Origin of the sequence: Streptococcus sp. VTCC 12905, from assembly GCF_049893385.1 — a bacterium.
GTDB lineage: Bacteria > Bacillota > Bacilli > Lactobacillales > Streptococcaceae > Streptococcus > Streptococcus suis_AA.
In genome coordinates, this window is the sequence record NZ_JBMVJC010000040.1 from 1 (window position 1) to 14,183 (window position 14,183).

The 14,183-nt window shown below is 38.0% G+C and carries 13 protein-coding genes and 2 pseudogenes; 13 read left to right on the forward strand and 2 right to left on the reverse strand.

The genetic code is table 11. The features are described from left to right. Nucleotides 1–176 precede the first annotated feature (176 nt). The 10 genes and pseudogenes from fmt to ACPC58_RS10610 all read left to right on the forward strand — a co-directional run bounded on the left by fmt (nt 177) and on the right by ACPC58_RS10610 (nt 9,508). Entirely contained in the window at nt 177–1,115 is a 939-nt protein-coding gene (gene fmt / locus ACPC58_RS10565; RefSeq protein WP_130555382.1) for a methionyl-tRNA formyltransferase, read from the forward strand. Continuing rightward, nucleotides 1,066–2,415 carry a 16S rRNA (cytosine(967)-C(5))-methyltransferase RsmB gene (gene rsmB / locus ACPC58_RS10570; RefSeq protein WP_274504529.1) on the forward strand — a complete coding sequence of 450 codons (1,350 nt, stop codon included), beginning with the start codon at nt 1,066–1,068 and terminating at the stop codon, nt 2,413–2,415. Before fmt ends, rsmB begins: the two co-directional genes overlap by 50 nt. Before the next feature lie 39 nt (nt 2,416–2,454). Continuing rightward, nucleotides 2,455–3,192: a Stp1/IreP family PP2C-type Ser/Thr phosphatase gene (locus tag ACPC58_RS10575; RefSeq protein ID WP_274504530.1), complete on the forward strand. Its 738-nt coding sequence runs from the start codon at nt 2,455–2,457 to the stop codon at nt 3,190–3,192. Continuing rightward, nucleotides 3,192–4,712 (forward strand): annotated as a pseudogene (pknB, locus tag ACPC58_RS10580) (Stk1 family PASTA domain-containing Ser/Thr kinase); the annotation flags it as partial. The gene ACPC58_RS10575 and the pseudogene pknB, both read left to right, overlap by 1 nt. Then, nucleotides 4,713–5,165, forward strand: a pseudogene (locus ACPC58_RS10585) (PASTA domain-containing protein); the annotation flags it as partial. A gap of 187 nt (nt 5,166–5,352) precedes the next feature. Next, nucleotides 5,353–6,048, forward strand: a complete 696-nt coding sequence (gene liaF / locus ACPC58_RS10590; protein ID WP_217374631.1) for a cell wall-active antibiotics response protein LiaF — start codon at nt 5,353–5,355, stop codon at nt 6,046–6,048. Next, nucleotides 6,048–7,064, forward strand: a complete 1,017-nt coding sequence (locus tag ACPC58_RS10595) for a sensor histidine kinase (RefSeq protein WP_434065967.1) — start codon at nt 6,048–6,050, stop codon at nt 7,062–7,064. Before liaF ends, ACPC58_RS10595 begins: the two co-directional genes overlap by 1 nt. Next, complete coding sequence (locus ACPC58_RS10600) at nt 7,036–7,677, forward strand: response regulator transcription factor (protein ID WP_130555387.1); 642 nt, start codon at nt 7,036–7,038, stop codon at nt 7,675–7,677. The genes ACPC58_RS10595 and ACPC58_RS10600 overlap by 29 nt, the downstream gene beginning before the upstream one ends. Before the next feature lie 51 nt (nt 7,678–7,728). After that, complete coding sequence (locus tag ACPC58_RS10605) at nt 7,729–9,129, forward strand: bifunctional Cof-type HAD-IIB family hydrolase/peptidylprolyl isomerase (protein WP_171989465.1); 1,401 nt, start codon at nt 7,729–7,731, stop codon at nt 9,127–9,129. A 1-nt stretch (nt 9,130) separates the two neighbouring features. Then, complete coding sequence (locus tag ACPC58_RS10610) at nt 9,131–9,508, forward strand: S1 RNA-binding domain-containing protein (RefSeq protein ID WP_217374633.1); 378 nt, start codon at nt 9,131–9,133, stop codon at nt 9,506–9,508. 153 nt (nt 9,509–9,661) lie between these two features. Here the strand turns inward: ACPC58_RS10610 and cysK are convergent, their stop codons facing one another. Together cysK and ACPC58_RS10620 are read right to left on the reverse strand one after the other, a co-directional pair. Next, nucleotides 9,662–10,588: a cysteine synthase A gene (gene cysK / locus ACPC58_RS10615; protein WP_434065963.1), complete on the reverse strand. Its 927-nt coding sequence runs from the start codon at nt 10,586–10,588 to the stop codon at nt 9,662–9,664. Nucleotides 10,589–10,683: 95 nt separating this feature from the next. Next, complete coding sequence (locus ACPC58_RS10620; protein ID WP_434065964.1) at nt 10,684–11,316, reverse strand: YigZ family protein; 633 nt, start codon at nt 11,314–11,316, stop codon at nt 10,684–10,686. A 56-nt stretch (nt 11,317–11,372) separates the two neighbouring features. Here ACPC58_RS10620 and ACPC58_RS10625 point away from each other — a divergent pair, with 56 nt between their 5' ends. The 3 genes from ACPC58_RS10625 (at nt 11,373) to hpf (ending at nt 13,942) form a co-directional block, all read left to right on the forward strand. Next, nucleotides 11,373–12,665, forward strand: a complete 1,293-nt coding sequence (locus ACPC58_RS10625; protein ID WP_434065968.1) for a DEAD/DEAH box helicase — start codon at nt 11,373–11,375, stop codon at nt 12,663–12,665. Next, nucleotides 12,658–13,323, forward strand: a complete 666-nt coding sequence (locus ACPC58_RS10630) for a ComF family protein (RefSeq protein WP_434065965.1) — start codon at nt 12,658–12,660, stop codon at nt 13,321–13,323. Before ACPC58_RS10625 ends, ACPC58_RS10630 begins: the two co-directional genes overlap by 8 nt. 79 nt (nt 13,324–13,402) lie before the next feature. Then, the gene (gene hpf / locus ACPC58_RS10635) at nt 13,403–13,942 is read left to right on the forward strand and encodes a ribosome hibernation-promoting factor, HPF/YfiA family (protein WP_434065966.1); all 540 of its coding nucleotides are present in this window, start codon (nt 13,403–13,405) and stop codon (nt 13,940–13,942) included. Nucleotides 13,943–14,183: the final 241 nt, after the last annotated feature.

Sequence of the window (14,183 nt, forward strand, 5' to 3'; positions counted from 1 at the left end):
ATGTAAATAGAAAAAGGTTCCAGAGTCGACAGGACTTTGGATCCTTTTTCAATATACCTTGTTATTGGGCGGTTACAATAAACCTTGAATTAAGGAAAAAATAAGTATAAATGGTATAATTAGGAGATAGTATAATCAAAAATTAGTACGAATGAAAGGGAGATGAGAAAGGAAGCATGACAAAGTTGATTTTTATGGGAACACCAGCGTTTTCGGCTACTGTCTTAAAGGGGTTATTAGCGGATAATAATTATGAAATACTTGCTATTGTAACCCAACCAGACCGAGCTGTTGGACGAAAAAAGGTTATCCAGATGACACCTGTGAAAGAAGTAGCTTTGGAATACAATTTACCAGTCTATCAACCAGAGAAGCTATCAGGAAGCCAAGAAATGGATGAGCTGATGAATTTAGGAGCAGATGGGATTGTGACGGCAGCTTTTGGGCAATTCCTACCAACCAAATTATTGAACTCAGTTGACTTTGCAGTCAATGTTCACGCTTCTCTTCTTCCTAAATACCGTGGCGGTGCCCCCATCCATTACTCTTTGATTAACGGTGATGACCGTGCCGGAGTAACCATCATGGAAATGGTCAAGGAAATGGATGCCGGTGATATGATTTCCAGCAATAGTATTGCTATTGAAGAAAGCGACAATGTCGGTACCTTGTTTGAAAAGTTGGCTGTTGTTGGTCGGGACTTATTGTTAGAAACCCTACCAGCCTATATTGCTGGTGACTTGAAACCAGTCGCTCAAAATCCTGAACAGGTAACCTTCTCGCCAAATATTCAGCCAGAGGAAGAGGTGCTGGATTGGAATAAGACAGCTCGTCAACTATTTAATCAGATTAGAGGTATGTACCCATGGCCTGTTGCCCACACCTATTGGCGAGGGGAACGGTTTAAAATTCAAGAAGCTGTTGAAACAGGAGGTGAAGGTCCAGCCGGTCAGGTTATTGCTCGAAGCAAGAAAGAATTGGTAATTGCGACAGGTCAGGGAGCACTTTCTCTGAAAACAGTCCAGCCGGCTGGTAAGCCAAAAATGACAATTGCGGACTTCTTGAATGGAGCTGGTCGAGATATCAAGGTGGGAGATCGATTTGGTGGTCAATAAACATGAATCAGCAAGAAGTCTAGCCTTATCCGTATTGGAACAAGTCTTTGATCAGGGAGCTTACTCGAACATCGCTCTCAATAAGGCCCTAGAATCTTCTCGTTTATCAGCACAGGACAAGGGCTTGGTGACCGAGTTGGTTTATGGGACGGTTTCTCGTAAAATTACCCTAGAGTGGTATTTGGCACGTTTTATTGAGGATAGAGAAAAGTTAGATACATGGGTTTACTATCTACTCATGTTGAGTCTGTATCAGCTACTCTATTTGGATAAACTGCCTATTCACGCTGTAGTCAATGAGGCTGTACGAATCGCGAAAAGAGGCCGTGGAACAGACAAGTTTGTCAATGCAGTTCTTCGTAAAATCAGTCAGACTTCGTTGCCAAGTCCATCTGATATTAAACGAAAAAATAAACGGTTATCTATTCAATATTCTGTACCTGTTTGGTTGGTCCAGACCTTAATTACGGAATACGGTGAGGACCGCGCAGAGAAGATTTTACAAAGTCTGCACACTCGAAACAAAGCCAGTGTTCGCGTGACAGATAGTAAACAAGTAAATCGTTTAGCAAGAGAATTAGGTGCGGATGTTTCAAAATTATCACCTTTTGGTCTGGTAAAATCTCATGGACACTTTGCAGGAACAGATTATTTTAAAGATGGGCTTTTAACGATCCAAGATGAAACCAGTCAACTTGTTGCTCCAACGTTGAAACTACAGGGTCAGGAAACAATCTTGGATGCCTGTGCAGCTCCGGGTGGAAAAACCTGTCATATAGCGAGTTATCTTACAACTGGTAAAGTCACTGCATTGGACCTTTATGATCATAAGTTGGCGTTAATTGAAGAGAATGCTCATCGATTAGGGTTGACAAATAAAATAGAAACAATACGATTGGATGCAAGCCAAGTTCATGAAACATTTGATCCCGATAGCTTTGATAAAATATTGGTGGATGCTCCTTGTTCCGGAATAGGGCTTATCCGTCGTAAGCCAGATATTCGTTACAATAAAGCTGCTATGGATTTTGATTCGTTGAAACATATTCAATTGCGAATATTAGACAGTGTTTGCCAAACTCTTAAAATAGGTGGTATAATAACCTATAGTACTTGTACGATTATTACCAAGGAAAACCAAGAAGTGATTCAGGAGTTTTTGGCCAATCATCCGAATTTTGAGCAGGTGCCTCTTGAGCATCCTCTGCCGGATATTGTAGTGGATGGTTGTTTATTGATTACACCGGAGCTATATGAGACAGATGGATTTTTCATTAGTCAAATAAGAAGAAAATCCTAGAATAAGAGGAGGAAGTTGCGTAGCAACTGTATAATAAATATGGAAATTGCATTATTAACTGATGTGGGACTTAAACGTTCAAACAACCAAGATTACGTGAATCGCTATACCAATAGAGCAGGGATTGATTTAATTGTATTGGCAGATGGTATGGGTGGGCATAGAGCAGGGCATATTGCTAGTGAAATGACAGCAACTGATCTCGGAATCGCTTGGGTTGATACTCAATTATCAACATTGAATGATGTTCGCGAATGGATGGTCCATGTCATTGATCAAGAGAATAAAAAAATCCATGAATTGGGACAAACCGAAGAATACAAAGGGATGGGTACAACTTTAGAAGCTGTTGTCATTATCGATAATCAAATGATTTTTGCTCACGTAGGAGATTCACGTATTGGATTGATTCGTAATGGTGAATATACTCGCCTTACAAATGATCATTCTCTAGTTGGAGCCTTGGTAAGAGCAGGTCAATTGACGGAGGAAGAAGCTCAACGCCATCCGCAAAAGAATATTGTTACTCAATCTATTGGTCAAGCAGATCCAGTTGAACCTGATATTGCTTTAAAGACGTTAGAGGCGGGTGATTTTATCATTGTTAATAGCGATGGTTTGACCAATATGGTTTCAGTCGAAGATATACGAGATATTGTGCTTAGCGAGGTTGCGCTGGAGAGTAAGGTTGAGACCTTGATTCGATTTGCGAATAATGCCGGCGGTTTGGACAATATTACAGTTGCTCTTCTACATATAACGGAGGAGGCGCACTAATGATTCAAATCGGTAAAATTTTTGCCGGTCGGTATCGAATTATTCGGCAAATTGGTCGCGGGGGAATGGCAGATGTTTACCTTGCAAAAGATTTGATATTAGATGGTCAAGAGGTTGCTGTTAAAGTTCTTCGCACCAACTATCAGACTGACCAAATTGCGGTTCAGCGTTTTCAAAGAGAAGCACGAGCGATGGCAGAATTGGATCACCCGAATATTGTTCGTATCTCAGATATTGGCGAGGAAGATGGTCAACAATATTTGGCTATGGAGTATGTCAATGGATTAGACCTGAAACGCTATATTAAAGAAAATGCACCTCTTGCAAATGATGTAGCTGTTCGTATTATGGGACAAATTCTATTAGCAATGCGGATGGCACATACTAGAGGAATTATTCACAGGGATTTAAAACCTCAAAATGTACTTTTGACAACGGATGGAGTTGCAAAGGTGACAGACTTTGGTATTGCAGTTGCATTTGCTGAAACAAGTCTGACTCAAACAAATTCAATGCTTGGATCAGTTCATTACCTCTCTCCTGAACAAGCTCGTGGTGCAAAAGCGACGATTCAAAGTGATATCTATGCAATGGGGATTATCCTTTTTGAAATGTTGACAGGGCGAATCCCATATGATGGAGATAGTGCAGTTACTATTGCATTACAACATTTCCAAAAACCCCTGCCATCAGTTAGAGAAGAAAATGCTAATGTTCCACAAGCTCTCGAAAATGTTGTGTTAAAAGCAACGGCAAAGAAGCTTAGTGAACGGTATAAGTCTGTTGCAGAAATGTATGCGGATTTAGCTTCATCACTTTCAATGGACAGAAGTAATGAGCCTCGAATTGTTTTAGAAGGCAATAAAGTCGATACCAAAACCTTACCAAAATTATCACAGGTAAACGTTGAGAATAAGAGTCAGGAAGACAGCGAAAAAAATTTCAAGGAATTGCCTAATAACCAGACCTCTCCTTCAAAAAACGTATCAAAGCAGGCTTTGAAACCACGACGCGGGATGAGGACGCGATACAAAGTTTTAATTGGAGCGATTATTTTGACAATTGCGGCTTTGGGATTTTTGATATACAGTACCCCTTCTACAGTACAAGTTCCTGATGTAGTTGGTGAAACCTTAGATGTTGCAAAGGAAAAAATTGAGGTAGCAGGACTGGTTGTTGGAGATGTAAAAGAAGAGGCCTCGACAGAATATAAGGAAGGAACTGTTATTCGGACTAGTCCTGGGGCCAAGACTTCTAGGATGGAAGGTAGCAAAGTTGACATTTTTGTAGCTAGGGTCGCTATGGTCACTGTACCAAATTTAATTGGAAGCGATGCAGACTCCGCTCAAAAAGAATTGGAAGATTTAGGGTTTAAGGTAATGCTTAAAAAAGAATATAGCGATACTGTAGAAGAAGGCTATGTCATTAAGACAGACCCTGTAGCAAATAGTTCAAAAGAAAAAGGCAGTACAATTACGGTGGTAGTGTCTAAAGGGGTACAACCAAAAACAGTTCCAGATGTTACCGGAAAATCACAAGACACTGCGAAACAACTTCTTGAGGCAGCTGGATTTATTATAGGTACTATTTCAGAAGAGTATAGTGATAGTGTTGCAGAAGGAAATGTTATTAGTACAGATCCTCAAGCAAAAGTAGAATTAGAGAAAGGTTCTATTGTTAATATGGTAGTTTCTAAAGGGAAGGAAATTATCATGCCGGATCTTGTTTCTGCAGGCTATACTTACTCCGAAGCTCGAAATCAGCTACAATCCTTAGGTGTTACCACAATAGAAAAACAAGAGGATCGTAGTTATACAACCACAACTAGTGATATTGTCGTAGGTCAGTATCCTGCTGCGGGCACTGTCATTGATGGACCAGTGACATTGTATGTATCAGTCGCGACTACGAGCACAAATTCTACCAGTACTACAGGTTCCTCCTCAAGTACTTCTACTAGTAGTAGCGAATAGTTTTCATATTTAGTATTATTTATAAAGGGAGAACGATAATGTTCTCTCTTTTAATGTTAGTAAATATACGTATATTTTTGTTTTATAGACATAATTTAATTGGGTATCTTGGTTTTAAATATTCCATCTAAAGAAGGAGTTATTTTTCTGAAATTTTGGTAAAATAATATAGAAAGGAAATAATGATATGTGGAAAATTAGAATATTTCTACTTTTAGAGAGTGTTCTGTTCACTCTAGCCTTGTTCGATGTGGTGGCAAATGAATCAAGTAGAACACTACTATTGATGGCTACACTGCTTCTTGTGATTTGGAATTTTTTAGGAAGAGAGCTCAGTAGTATCCTATTAATTAGTGCAGTCTCTTTAATATTTTTAGTATTTGTATTAAATCCGTTCTTTATCATTGGCATAATGATGCTCGTGGTGTATATGTTGGTGAACTTCTTTTCACGATATGAAAAACGAAATCAGTATACTCATATTATTTTTGATGATCATGCATTGGTTGCCCAAAAAGAAAAAAATAGGTGGTTTGGTGGTCAAAACCATTCGCAGGATCGGTATGGATTTGAAGATATTAATATTGTCCGTCTCTTTGGTAACGATGTAGTTGACTTAGACCAAACAGTACTTGTTGGTCGCGATAATATTGTTGTTATACGCAAAATATTTGGAAAAACAAAAATTATTTTGCCTATCGATGTTGAAATTTCTGTATCTGCTTCAAGCATATATGGTCGTGTTCAATTTTTAGATCTCTCTTTTTGGGATTTGCGAAATGAAAGTATTTCTATAGCTAGCCCAGGTTATCGTGATTCACATAAACGGGTAAAAGTAGTAGTCAATAGTTTGTTTGGTGATGTGGAGGTAATCCGCGTATGATCAAAAGAAGAACCTATTTTCTGCTTGTTTGGCTATCAGCACTGATTGTATTAGTTGTCATTGCATCCGTATTACCATTGTTGAATTATTCGTTATTGAATCCGTCTCTCTGGGTTTCTACGAATCAATTTATAATGACAATCGTTCTATTGATTATTGTGCTGAGCCTTTTTTTGGGAATTTTGGTCCAAACAGTATCCCTCGTATCCACTCAAGTAATACGCTTAAAATTGCAGGCAATTTTGAAAAACAAGCCGATTAAGGACAACCATGAAGAAGATCCCCTTTTATTACAATTATCTGATAAAGTTAAAACTTTAACTAGACAGGTTCAAATGTTAGATAATCAAGACTTGGTAAATCGTGAAGAGATTGTCGAGGGGGAAAGAAAAAGGATTGCAAGGGATTTGCATGATACGGTTAGTCAAGAATTGTTTGCGACGAGTATGATTTTGTCTGGTCTTTCATCTAATATTCTTTCGCTTCCACGAGAAACAGTTCAGGAACAGTTGGTTTTGGTAAAGGATATGATTGAGTCTGCTCAAAGAGATTTAAGGATATTATTGCTTCATCTACGTCCAAGTGAACTTGAAAGTAAAACCTTAGTAGAAGGATTAGAACTTGTATTACGTGAAGTGAGCGATAAAAGTAGTATTGTTGTCCATTTTCAACATGACGTAAATGGATTACCAAAGTTAATAGAAGAACACCTTTTCCGTATTGCACAGGAAATCATTAGTAATACTTTGCGGCATGCCAAAGCCAAGCATTTGGATGTGTACTTATTGCAAAAAGAGACAGAGTTACAGTTGAAAATGACTGATGATGGTATTGGTTTTCAACAGGGTGCTGATGATAAATTGAGTTACGGATTACAAAATATACGTGAGCGGGTCGAGGATATGGCTGGGACGATTGAAATTCGTACGGCTCCGAATAAGGGGGTTGCCATTGATATTCGTATCCCTCTATTGAAAGGAAAAGAAGATGAATGCGATTCGAGTGATGTTGATTGATGACCATGAAATGGTGCGTTTAGGATTAAAAAGTTACTTAAACTTACAGCCAGATGTTGAGGTAGTAGCGGAAGCTGGAGACGGTGAAGAAGGTTTAACAAAGGCACTCGAGGTCAAACCAGATGTCGTTGTGATGGACTTAGTTATGCCTAAAATGACTGGTGTCGAAGCTACTTTAGCATTGTTGAAGGAATGGCCTCAAGCACAAATTGTGATACTAACATCCTATTTAGATAATGAAAAGATTTACCCAGTGTTAGAAGCAGGTGCACGAGGCTATATGTTAAAAACATCGAGTGCAGATGAAATATTATCTGCGATTCGTAAAGTTGCGCGTGGAGAATATGCAATCGAAACTGAGGTTGAGAAAAAAGTGGAGCATCACAAGCGTTACCCAGATTTACATGAAGACTTGACGGCTCGCGAACGTGAAATATTAACCCTTTTAGCAAAGGGGTATGATAATCAACGAATTGCTGATGAATCCTTTATTTCTTTGAAGACGGTCAAAACTCACGTATCTAATATTTTATCTAAGCTAGAAGTCAGTGATCGGACACAAGCAGTTGTTTATGCGTTTCAGCATGGTCTTGTACCACAAGATGAAGAATAGTGATATAATAGAAAGATAGTTAGTTAGCTTCCGGAAAGGATATCGAATATAGTGGATGCAAAATTAAAATATAGAGCCAAAAAAATCAAGATAGTCTTTTTTGATATTGATGATACACTTCGGGTTAAAACCACTGGATATATGCCAGAATCTATTCGGCAGGTCTTTAAATCCTTGAAAGAAAAGGGTATTCTAACAGGAATTGCCTCTGGTCGTACACCATATGGAATAGTGCCAGAAATTAAGGCATTGCAACCGGATTATTTTGCCATGATTAATGGCTCATATGTTGAAAATGCCAAAGGGCAAGTGGTCTACCATCAACCAATGTCTTCTGAGTTGGTGAAGTCTGTAATAGACTGGACGAAGGAAGTTGGTATTGAATATGGATTGCTAGGTAGTAAAAAAGGAACTCTATCAGCTCGGACCGATCGGATTAGTCAAGTGATTGATTTGATTTATGATGGCCTGGAAACCGACCCTGAATTTTACAAGGGGAATGATATTTATCAAATGTTGACCTTTGAAAATGATGGACAAAAAGTCGAATTGCCAGCTCAATTGCAGGAAGATTTGCGAACGGTTCGTTGGGATGCTATTTCATCAGATATTGTTTTAAAAGATTCCTCTAAGGCAGCTGGTGTGGCTAAAATAGTTGAAAAACTTGGTTTAAAACCAGAGAATGTTCTTGTTTTTGGGGATGAGCTCAATGACATTGAATTATTTGAGTATGCAGGGATTGCAATTGCAATGGGGCATTCACATCCAGAATTGCAAAAACGTGCTGATTATATTACAAAAAAAGTAGAAGAAGATGGCATTTTTGATGCCTTGGAGAAATTAGGTATGGTCGAGAAAGAAAAAAAATATCCACAATTAGACGTGGTTAAGGCTGAAGGTCCAGTTGCACATATTAAGACGAATCATGGAGTTTTAAATGTAAAACTTTTCCCTGAGATTGCTCCAAGAACAGTAGCAAACTTTGTAGCTCTTTCTAAGGATGGCTATTATGATGGTATTATTTTCCATCGGATTATCAAAGATTTCATGATTCAAGGTGGAGATCCAACTGGAACTGGTATGGGTGGTGAATCAATCTATGGTGGTTCATTCGAAGATGAGTTTTCTATGGAAGCCTTTAACCTTCGTGGTGCCCTCTCAATGGCAAATGCCGGGCCAAATACCAATGGCAGTCAATTCTTTATCGTCCAAAATCAAAATTTTCCTTATAATGCAAAAGAGTTAGAACGTGGTGGATGGCCAAAACAAATTGCTGAAGCATATGTTGACAATGGTGGAACACCGCATTTAGATCAACGGCATACAGTATTTGGACATTTAATGGATACAGCGTCATTTGATGTATTAGATACCATTGCAGCGGTGGCGACGGATTCAGCAGACCGACCGCATGAAGATGTTGTGATTGAGACAATCGAGATTGAGGATTAAAATGAAAATCGGTGATAAGGTTAAAGGGACAGTTACGGGTATTCAACCATACGGGGCCTTTGTAGATTTGGATAATGGTCAAACTGGGCTCATTCATATTTCTGAAATTAAGACTGGATTTGTTGATAATATATTTGATTATCTTAAAATAGGTCAGGAAGTGATTGTACAGGTTGTTGATTATGATGAATATTCAGGAAAAGCGAGTTTATCTATTCGCACACTTGAAGAAGAATATCAAAAAATTCCTCGTCATCGCCGTTTTACGAATGAACGTCATAAAATAGGGTTTGCTCCGTTAGCCAAACATTTGCCAACATGGATTAAGGAAACAAAAGAATTTTTAGATAAAACGAAAAAGGCTAAGGGAAATCCCTAAGCCTTTTTGAAATAGTATGTTTTTCGCAATCTACATTATCAGTTGACAACAACCATGACAAGCGAAAAGCTCCAAGAGGAGCTTCCGGTCTGTTCTCTAAAAATAAGAATATAGTAGAGTCCAATCATTGACTCTTTTAATTTTCATTGAAAATTAGTCATTAAATTCGTAAAGTGCAGTTGATAAATAGCGTTCGCCATTATCTGCCAAAATTGCTAAAACTTTTTTACCTGCACCTAATTCCTTGGCAACTTCAATAGCTGCGTGTATCGCTGCACCGGATGAAATACCAACAAGGAAACCTTCTTGTCCACCGATGGCACGTCCAGTAGCTAAAGCATCATCAGATTTTACTCGAATAATACCGTCGTATGAATTGGTATCCAAAGTATCTGGAATGAAACCAGCTGAAATTCCCTGAATCTTATGTGGGCCAGGTGCTTCGCCGGAAAGAACAGCGGACTCATCAGCTTCTACAGCATATACAGCAATGTTAGGATTGGCAGCTTTCAAAACATGAGAAACGCCGCTTATTGTACCTCCGGTACCAACACCAGATATAAAAGCGTCTAACCCAGTTGGACCAAAATCTTCCAAAATTTCCTGTCCTGTTGTATCTTCATGAATTTTTGGATTTGAAGGGTTGGCAAACTGGAATGGGACCCAACCATTTTTTTCTTTAGCAATTTCTTGTGCTTTAGCGATTGCACCTTTCATACCTTCGCTACCGGGAGTAAGTACTAAATCAGCCCCATAAGCTTGGATGATTTTGCGACGCTCAATACTCATTGTTTCAGGCATAACAATAATCACTTTATAACCTTTTGCCGCACCAACCCATGCAAGTCCGATTCCGGTATTACCACTTGTTGGCTCTACAATTGTATCACCTGGTTTGATAGTACCAGCTTTTTCTGCATCCTCAATCATTGCCAAAGCAATACGATCTTTAACAGAAGAACCAGGGTTAAAAGCTTCCAACTTAACATAAACATCTGCCGCACCTTCAGGTACGATATTGTTGAGTTTAATAATTGGTGTGTTTCCTACTAATTGCGTAATATTTTGATAAATAGCCATAAGGCACCTCCATTTAAAGTTACTGATCTTTATATTATATAGTAGAAAATGAAAAAAGTATAATAAAAAAAAACTATCTCAGTGATAGTCTTTTTTTAATAGATTGGGATCTCAACAATTCGAGAGTAGGTTTTTTCTGCGGTTATTTTTCCATGGTAAAATTCAATCAGACTTGCCAAGGTTTGCTCTAAACAATCCTTATCCACAAAAACCATGGTTGAAACTTCAGTAGTAAACTGGGTATCAAATTCTTCTAAGCCCTGCTCTGCTCGCCAATTGGCAAACTCTTGATATTGGGCGTAGGACATGATAATAGAAATTCCTTCTTGTTCCTTGACTTTTACTACTCCGATATTTTTTACTGCATTAGCCACTGCTCCAGCGTAGGCACGAATGAGACCACCCGCCCCTAATTTTATGCCTCCGAAATACCGAGTGACAACAGCTACGACATTTGTCAACTCGTGGTTTTCTAAAACGGTTAGCATGGGTACGCCGGCTGTTCCAGAGGGCTCCCCATCGTCTGAGGAACGCTTGATTTCCATACTTTCTCCAAGGATGAAAGCAGAGCAGTTATGGTTAGCTTTGTAGTGCTCTTTTTTTATCTTGTTGATAAAGTCGCGAGCTTCCTCCTCGCTAGTCACTCGTTTCAAAAAGCAGATAAAGCGGGATTTCTTAATTTCTTCCTCAACCAGACCATCTTCTATAATTGTCTTAAATTCTTTCATAATTAAATTGTACTAATTTTTTTACAAGCTGACAAGAATTTCCGAATAAATAAGTGATGAATGAACTAGAGAATTACCATGGAAGACTTTTTACTAAATACCAATTAACGTCAGAAGAAAGAAAAAAAGCAAAAACAATTTCCAGTGTAGTAGGAAAGAATTCTTGTTTCCGATGCGGTACATCGTTTGAGGAAGAAAACAAGCTGCCAAATGCTGCGTATTATTGTCGGGCTTGTCTCCTTTTGGGGAGAGTTCGAACAGATGAGAAACTCTACTATTTTCCACAGAAAGATTTTTCAATGAATGCTTGTCTTCTATGGAAGGGGGCGCTGACCGATTGGCAACAACGAATATCAGATGGACTAGTTGCGAATGTGGAAAAACGACAAGCAACTCTTGTTCATGCTGTAACAGGTGCGGGCAAAACGGAAATGATGTACCATGCTGTTGCATCACTAATTAATAAAGGAGGTGCTGTATGTCTAGCCAGTCCAAGAATTGATGTTTGTATTGAACTCTACAAGCGACTACAAAATGATTTTTCGGTCCCAATTAGTCTGCTACATGGGAAATCAGACCCATATTTCAGAACGCCACTCGTTGTTGCGACCACTCATCAGTTGTTAAAGTTCTACCAGGCATTTGATTTGGTCTTGATCGATGAAGTAGATGCTTTCCCCTATGCAGACAACCCAATATTATATCGAGCAGCAGATAATGCAGTTAAAGTAGACGGTGTTTTAGTATTTTTAACAGCAACCTCTACGGATGAATTAGATAAAAAAGTCAAATCAGGTAAATTGCAAAAAATCAGTCTCCCTAGACGTTTTCATGGAAACCCGCTTATGGTTCCGCAAAAGGTCTGGTTTTCCAAATTCGATACATATTTGAAGAAAAATAAATTAGTTCCAAAACTCAGAAACGCCATTCAAAAGCAAAGAGAAACAGGCTATCCATTACTTATTTTTGTACCAGAAATTTCGAAAGGATTGGAATTTGCAACCATAATGGAACAAATCTTTACAGAAGAAACAATTGGTTTTGTATCGAGTCAGACAGACAATCGGCTTGAAATAGTGGAAGGATTTCGCAACAAAGAAATTACAATTTTAATTTCTACTACAATCTTAGAGCGTGGTGTAACATTCCCAGGAGTAGATGTCATTGTTGTTCAAGCCGATCACTACTTATACACGTCATCGAGTCTCGTGCAAATTTCAGGTCGGGTCGGAAGAAGTATGGACCGTCCGACGGGCTTACTTCTGTTTTTTCATGAAGGAAGTACGCGATCAATTGAAAAGGCAATTGCAGAAATCAAACAAATGAATAAGGAGGCAGGTTATGTCTAATTGTTTGCTCTGTTCCCAGAACCTGAAAAACCAAATAAAATTTTCGGAAATATTCATTTTTTGTAGAAAAAAATCAGGTATCTGCTCAGATTGTTTAACATCTTTTGAAGAAATATCGGAAAAACATTGTCCGTATTGCTATAAAAATGGAGTTATCGAACGTTGCACGGATTGTCAGTATTGGTTAAGTAAGGGAATGTCGGTTTCTCATACTGCATTATTCAAATACAATAAAGCGATGGCGAATTATTTTAGTAAATACAAATTTCAGGGAGACTATATTTTAAGAAATGTTTTTGCAAAAGAGATTAAAAAAGCACTAGGTCAATTCCCTGGTTATACAATTGTTCCAATTCCAATTAGCGAAAATCGAAAAGAAGAACGTGGTTTCAATCAAGTAGAAGGGATATTGACCGCAGCTAATATATCCTATGAATTACTTTTGGGAAAACAGGATAGTAAAAAACAATCATCACAAAATAGGAAGGAGCGTTTAGAGATGCACCAACAGTTTTTTCTCCAAGATGAAAAAAATATCCCTGACAAAATTTTATTGATTGATGATATATACACAACAGGCTCAACATTACAATCAGCAAAACACACGATTATGAAAACAGGAAAGAAAGAAATCAAGACATTTTCACTAGCAAGGTGAGAAAACGGTTGCAATTTTGTAGTAATATGGTATAATAATAATAGAGAAAAAAGGCGAAAGCCAAGAAAGAGGTACTAATATGATTAAATTCAGTATTCGTGGAGAAAACCTTGAAGTGACAGATGCTCTTCGTACTTATGTTGAAGAAAAAGTTGCAAAAATTGAAAAGTATTTCACTGAAGAGCAAGAATTGAATGCAAAAGTAAATCTCAAAGTTTACAGAGATAAACGTTCAAAAGTTGAGGTGACTATTCCCCTCGGAAGTATTACTCTAAGAGCAGAAGATATATCTCAAGATATGTATGGTTCAATTGATTTAGTGGTTGACAAAATTGAACGTCAAATCCGTCGCAATAAAACAAAGATTGAAAGAAAACATCGACAAAAAGTGGCAACTGGTCAAGTCTTTACAGATGAATTAGTAGAACAAGTAGAAAATGAAGTAAAAGTTGTTCGCACAAAGCAAGTTGATTTGAAACCAATGGATATGGAAGAAGCAATCTTGCAACTTGAGTTACTCGGTCATGATTTCTTTATCTATACAGATGCAAATGACGGAACAACTAATGTATTGTATAAACGTGAAGATGGTGATTTAGGACTACTTGAAGTTCGCTAATAATATAAAATCTAAAATACAGTTGAGTCGCAAGAGAACTTGCGGCTTTTACTATTTCTATATTCAAGTTTATACTAATCATCGATCGCATCTTATCAAATGTCCTTCATTGATGGGTTAAAATGAGCAGGTGCTAGGACCTAAATTTGAGCCCAAATTTCAAGAAAAAAAACGAAAAAAGTTTGAAAAAGTAGTTGACAATAATAAGTGAAGATGATAGAATAATTGAGTTGTCTCATGA

Coding starts and splice junctions, on each gene's coding strand:
- fmt (WP_130555382.1), top strand. CDS start 177: ATGACAAAGTTGATTTTTATGGGAACACCAGCGTTTTCGGCTACTGTC.
- rsmB (WP_274504529.1), top strand. CDS start 1,066: ATGGAGCTGGTCGAGATATCAAGGTGGGAGATCGATTTGGTGGTCAAT.
- ACPC58_RS10575 (WP_274504530.1), top strand. CDS start 2,455: ATGGAAATTGCATTATTAACTGATGTGGGACTTAAACGTTCAAACAAC.
- liaF (WP_217374631.1), top strand. CDS start 5,353: ATGTGGAAAATTAGAATATTTCTACTTTTAGAGAGTGTTCTGTTCACT.
- ACPC58_RS10600 (WP_130555387.1), top strand. CDS start 7,036: ATGAATGCGATTCGAGTGATGTTGATTGATGACCATGAAATGGTGCGT.
- ACPC58_RS10610 (WP_217374633.1), top strand. CDS start 9,131: ATGAAAATCGGTGATAAGGTTAAAGGGACAGTTACGGGTATTCAACCA.
- cysK (WP_434065963.1), bottom strand. CDS start 10,588: ATGGCTATTTATCAAAATATTACGCAATTAGTAGGAAACACACCAATT.
- ACPC58_RS10620 (WP_434065964.1), bottom strand. CDS start 11,316: ATGAAAGAATTTAAGACAATTATAGAAGATGGTCTGGTTGAGGAAGAA.
- ACPC58_RS10625 (WP_434065968.1), top strand. CDS start 11,373: ATGAATGAACTAGAGAATTACCATGGAAGACTTTTTACTAAATACCAA.
- ACPC58_RS10630 (WP_434065965.1), top strand. CDS start 12,658: ATGTCTAATTGTTTGCTCTGTTCCCAGAACCTGAAAAACCAAATAAAA.
- hpf (WP_434065966.1), top strand. CDS start 13,403: ATGATTAAATTCAGTATTCGTGGAGAAAACCTTGAAGTGACAGATGCT.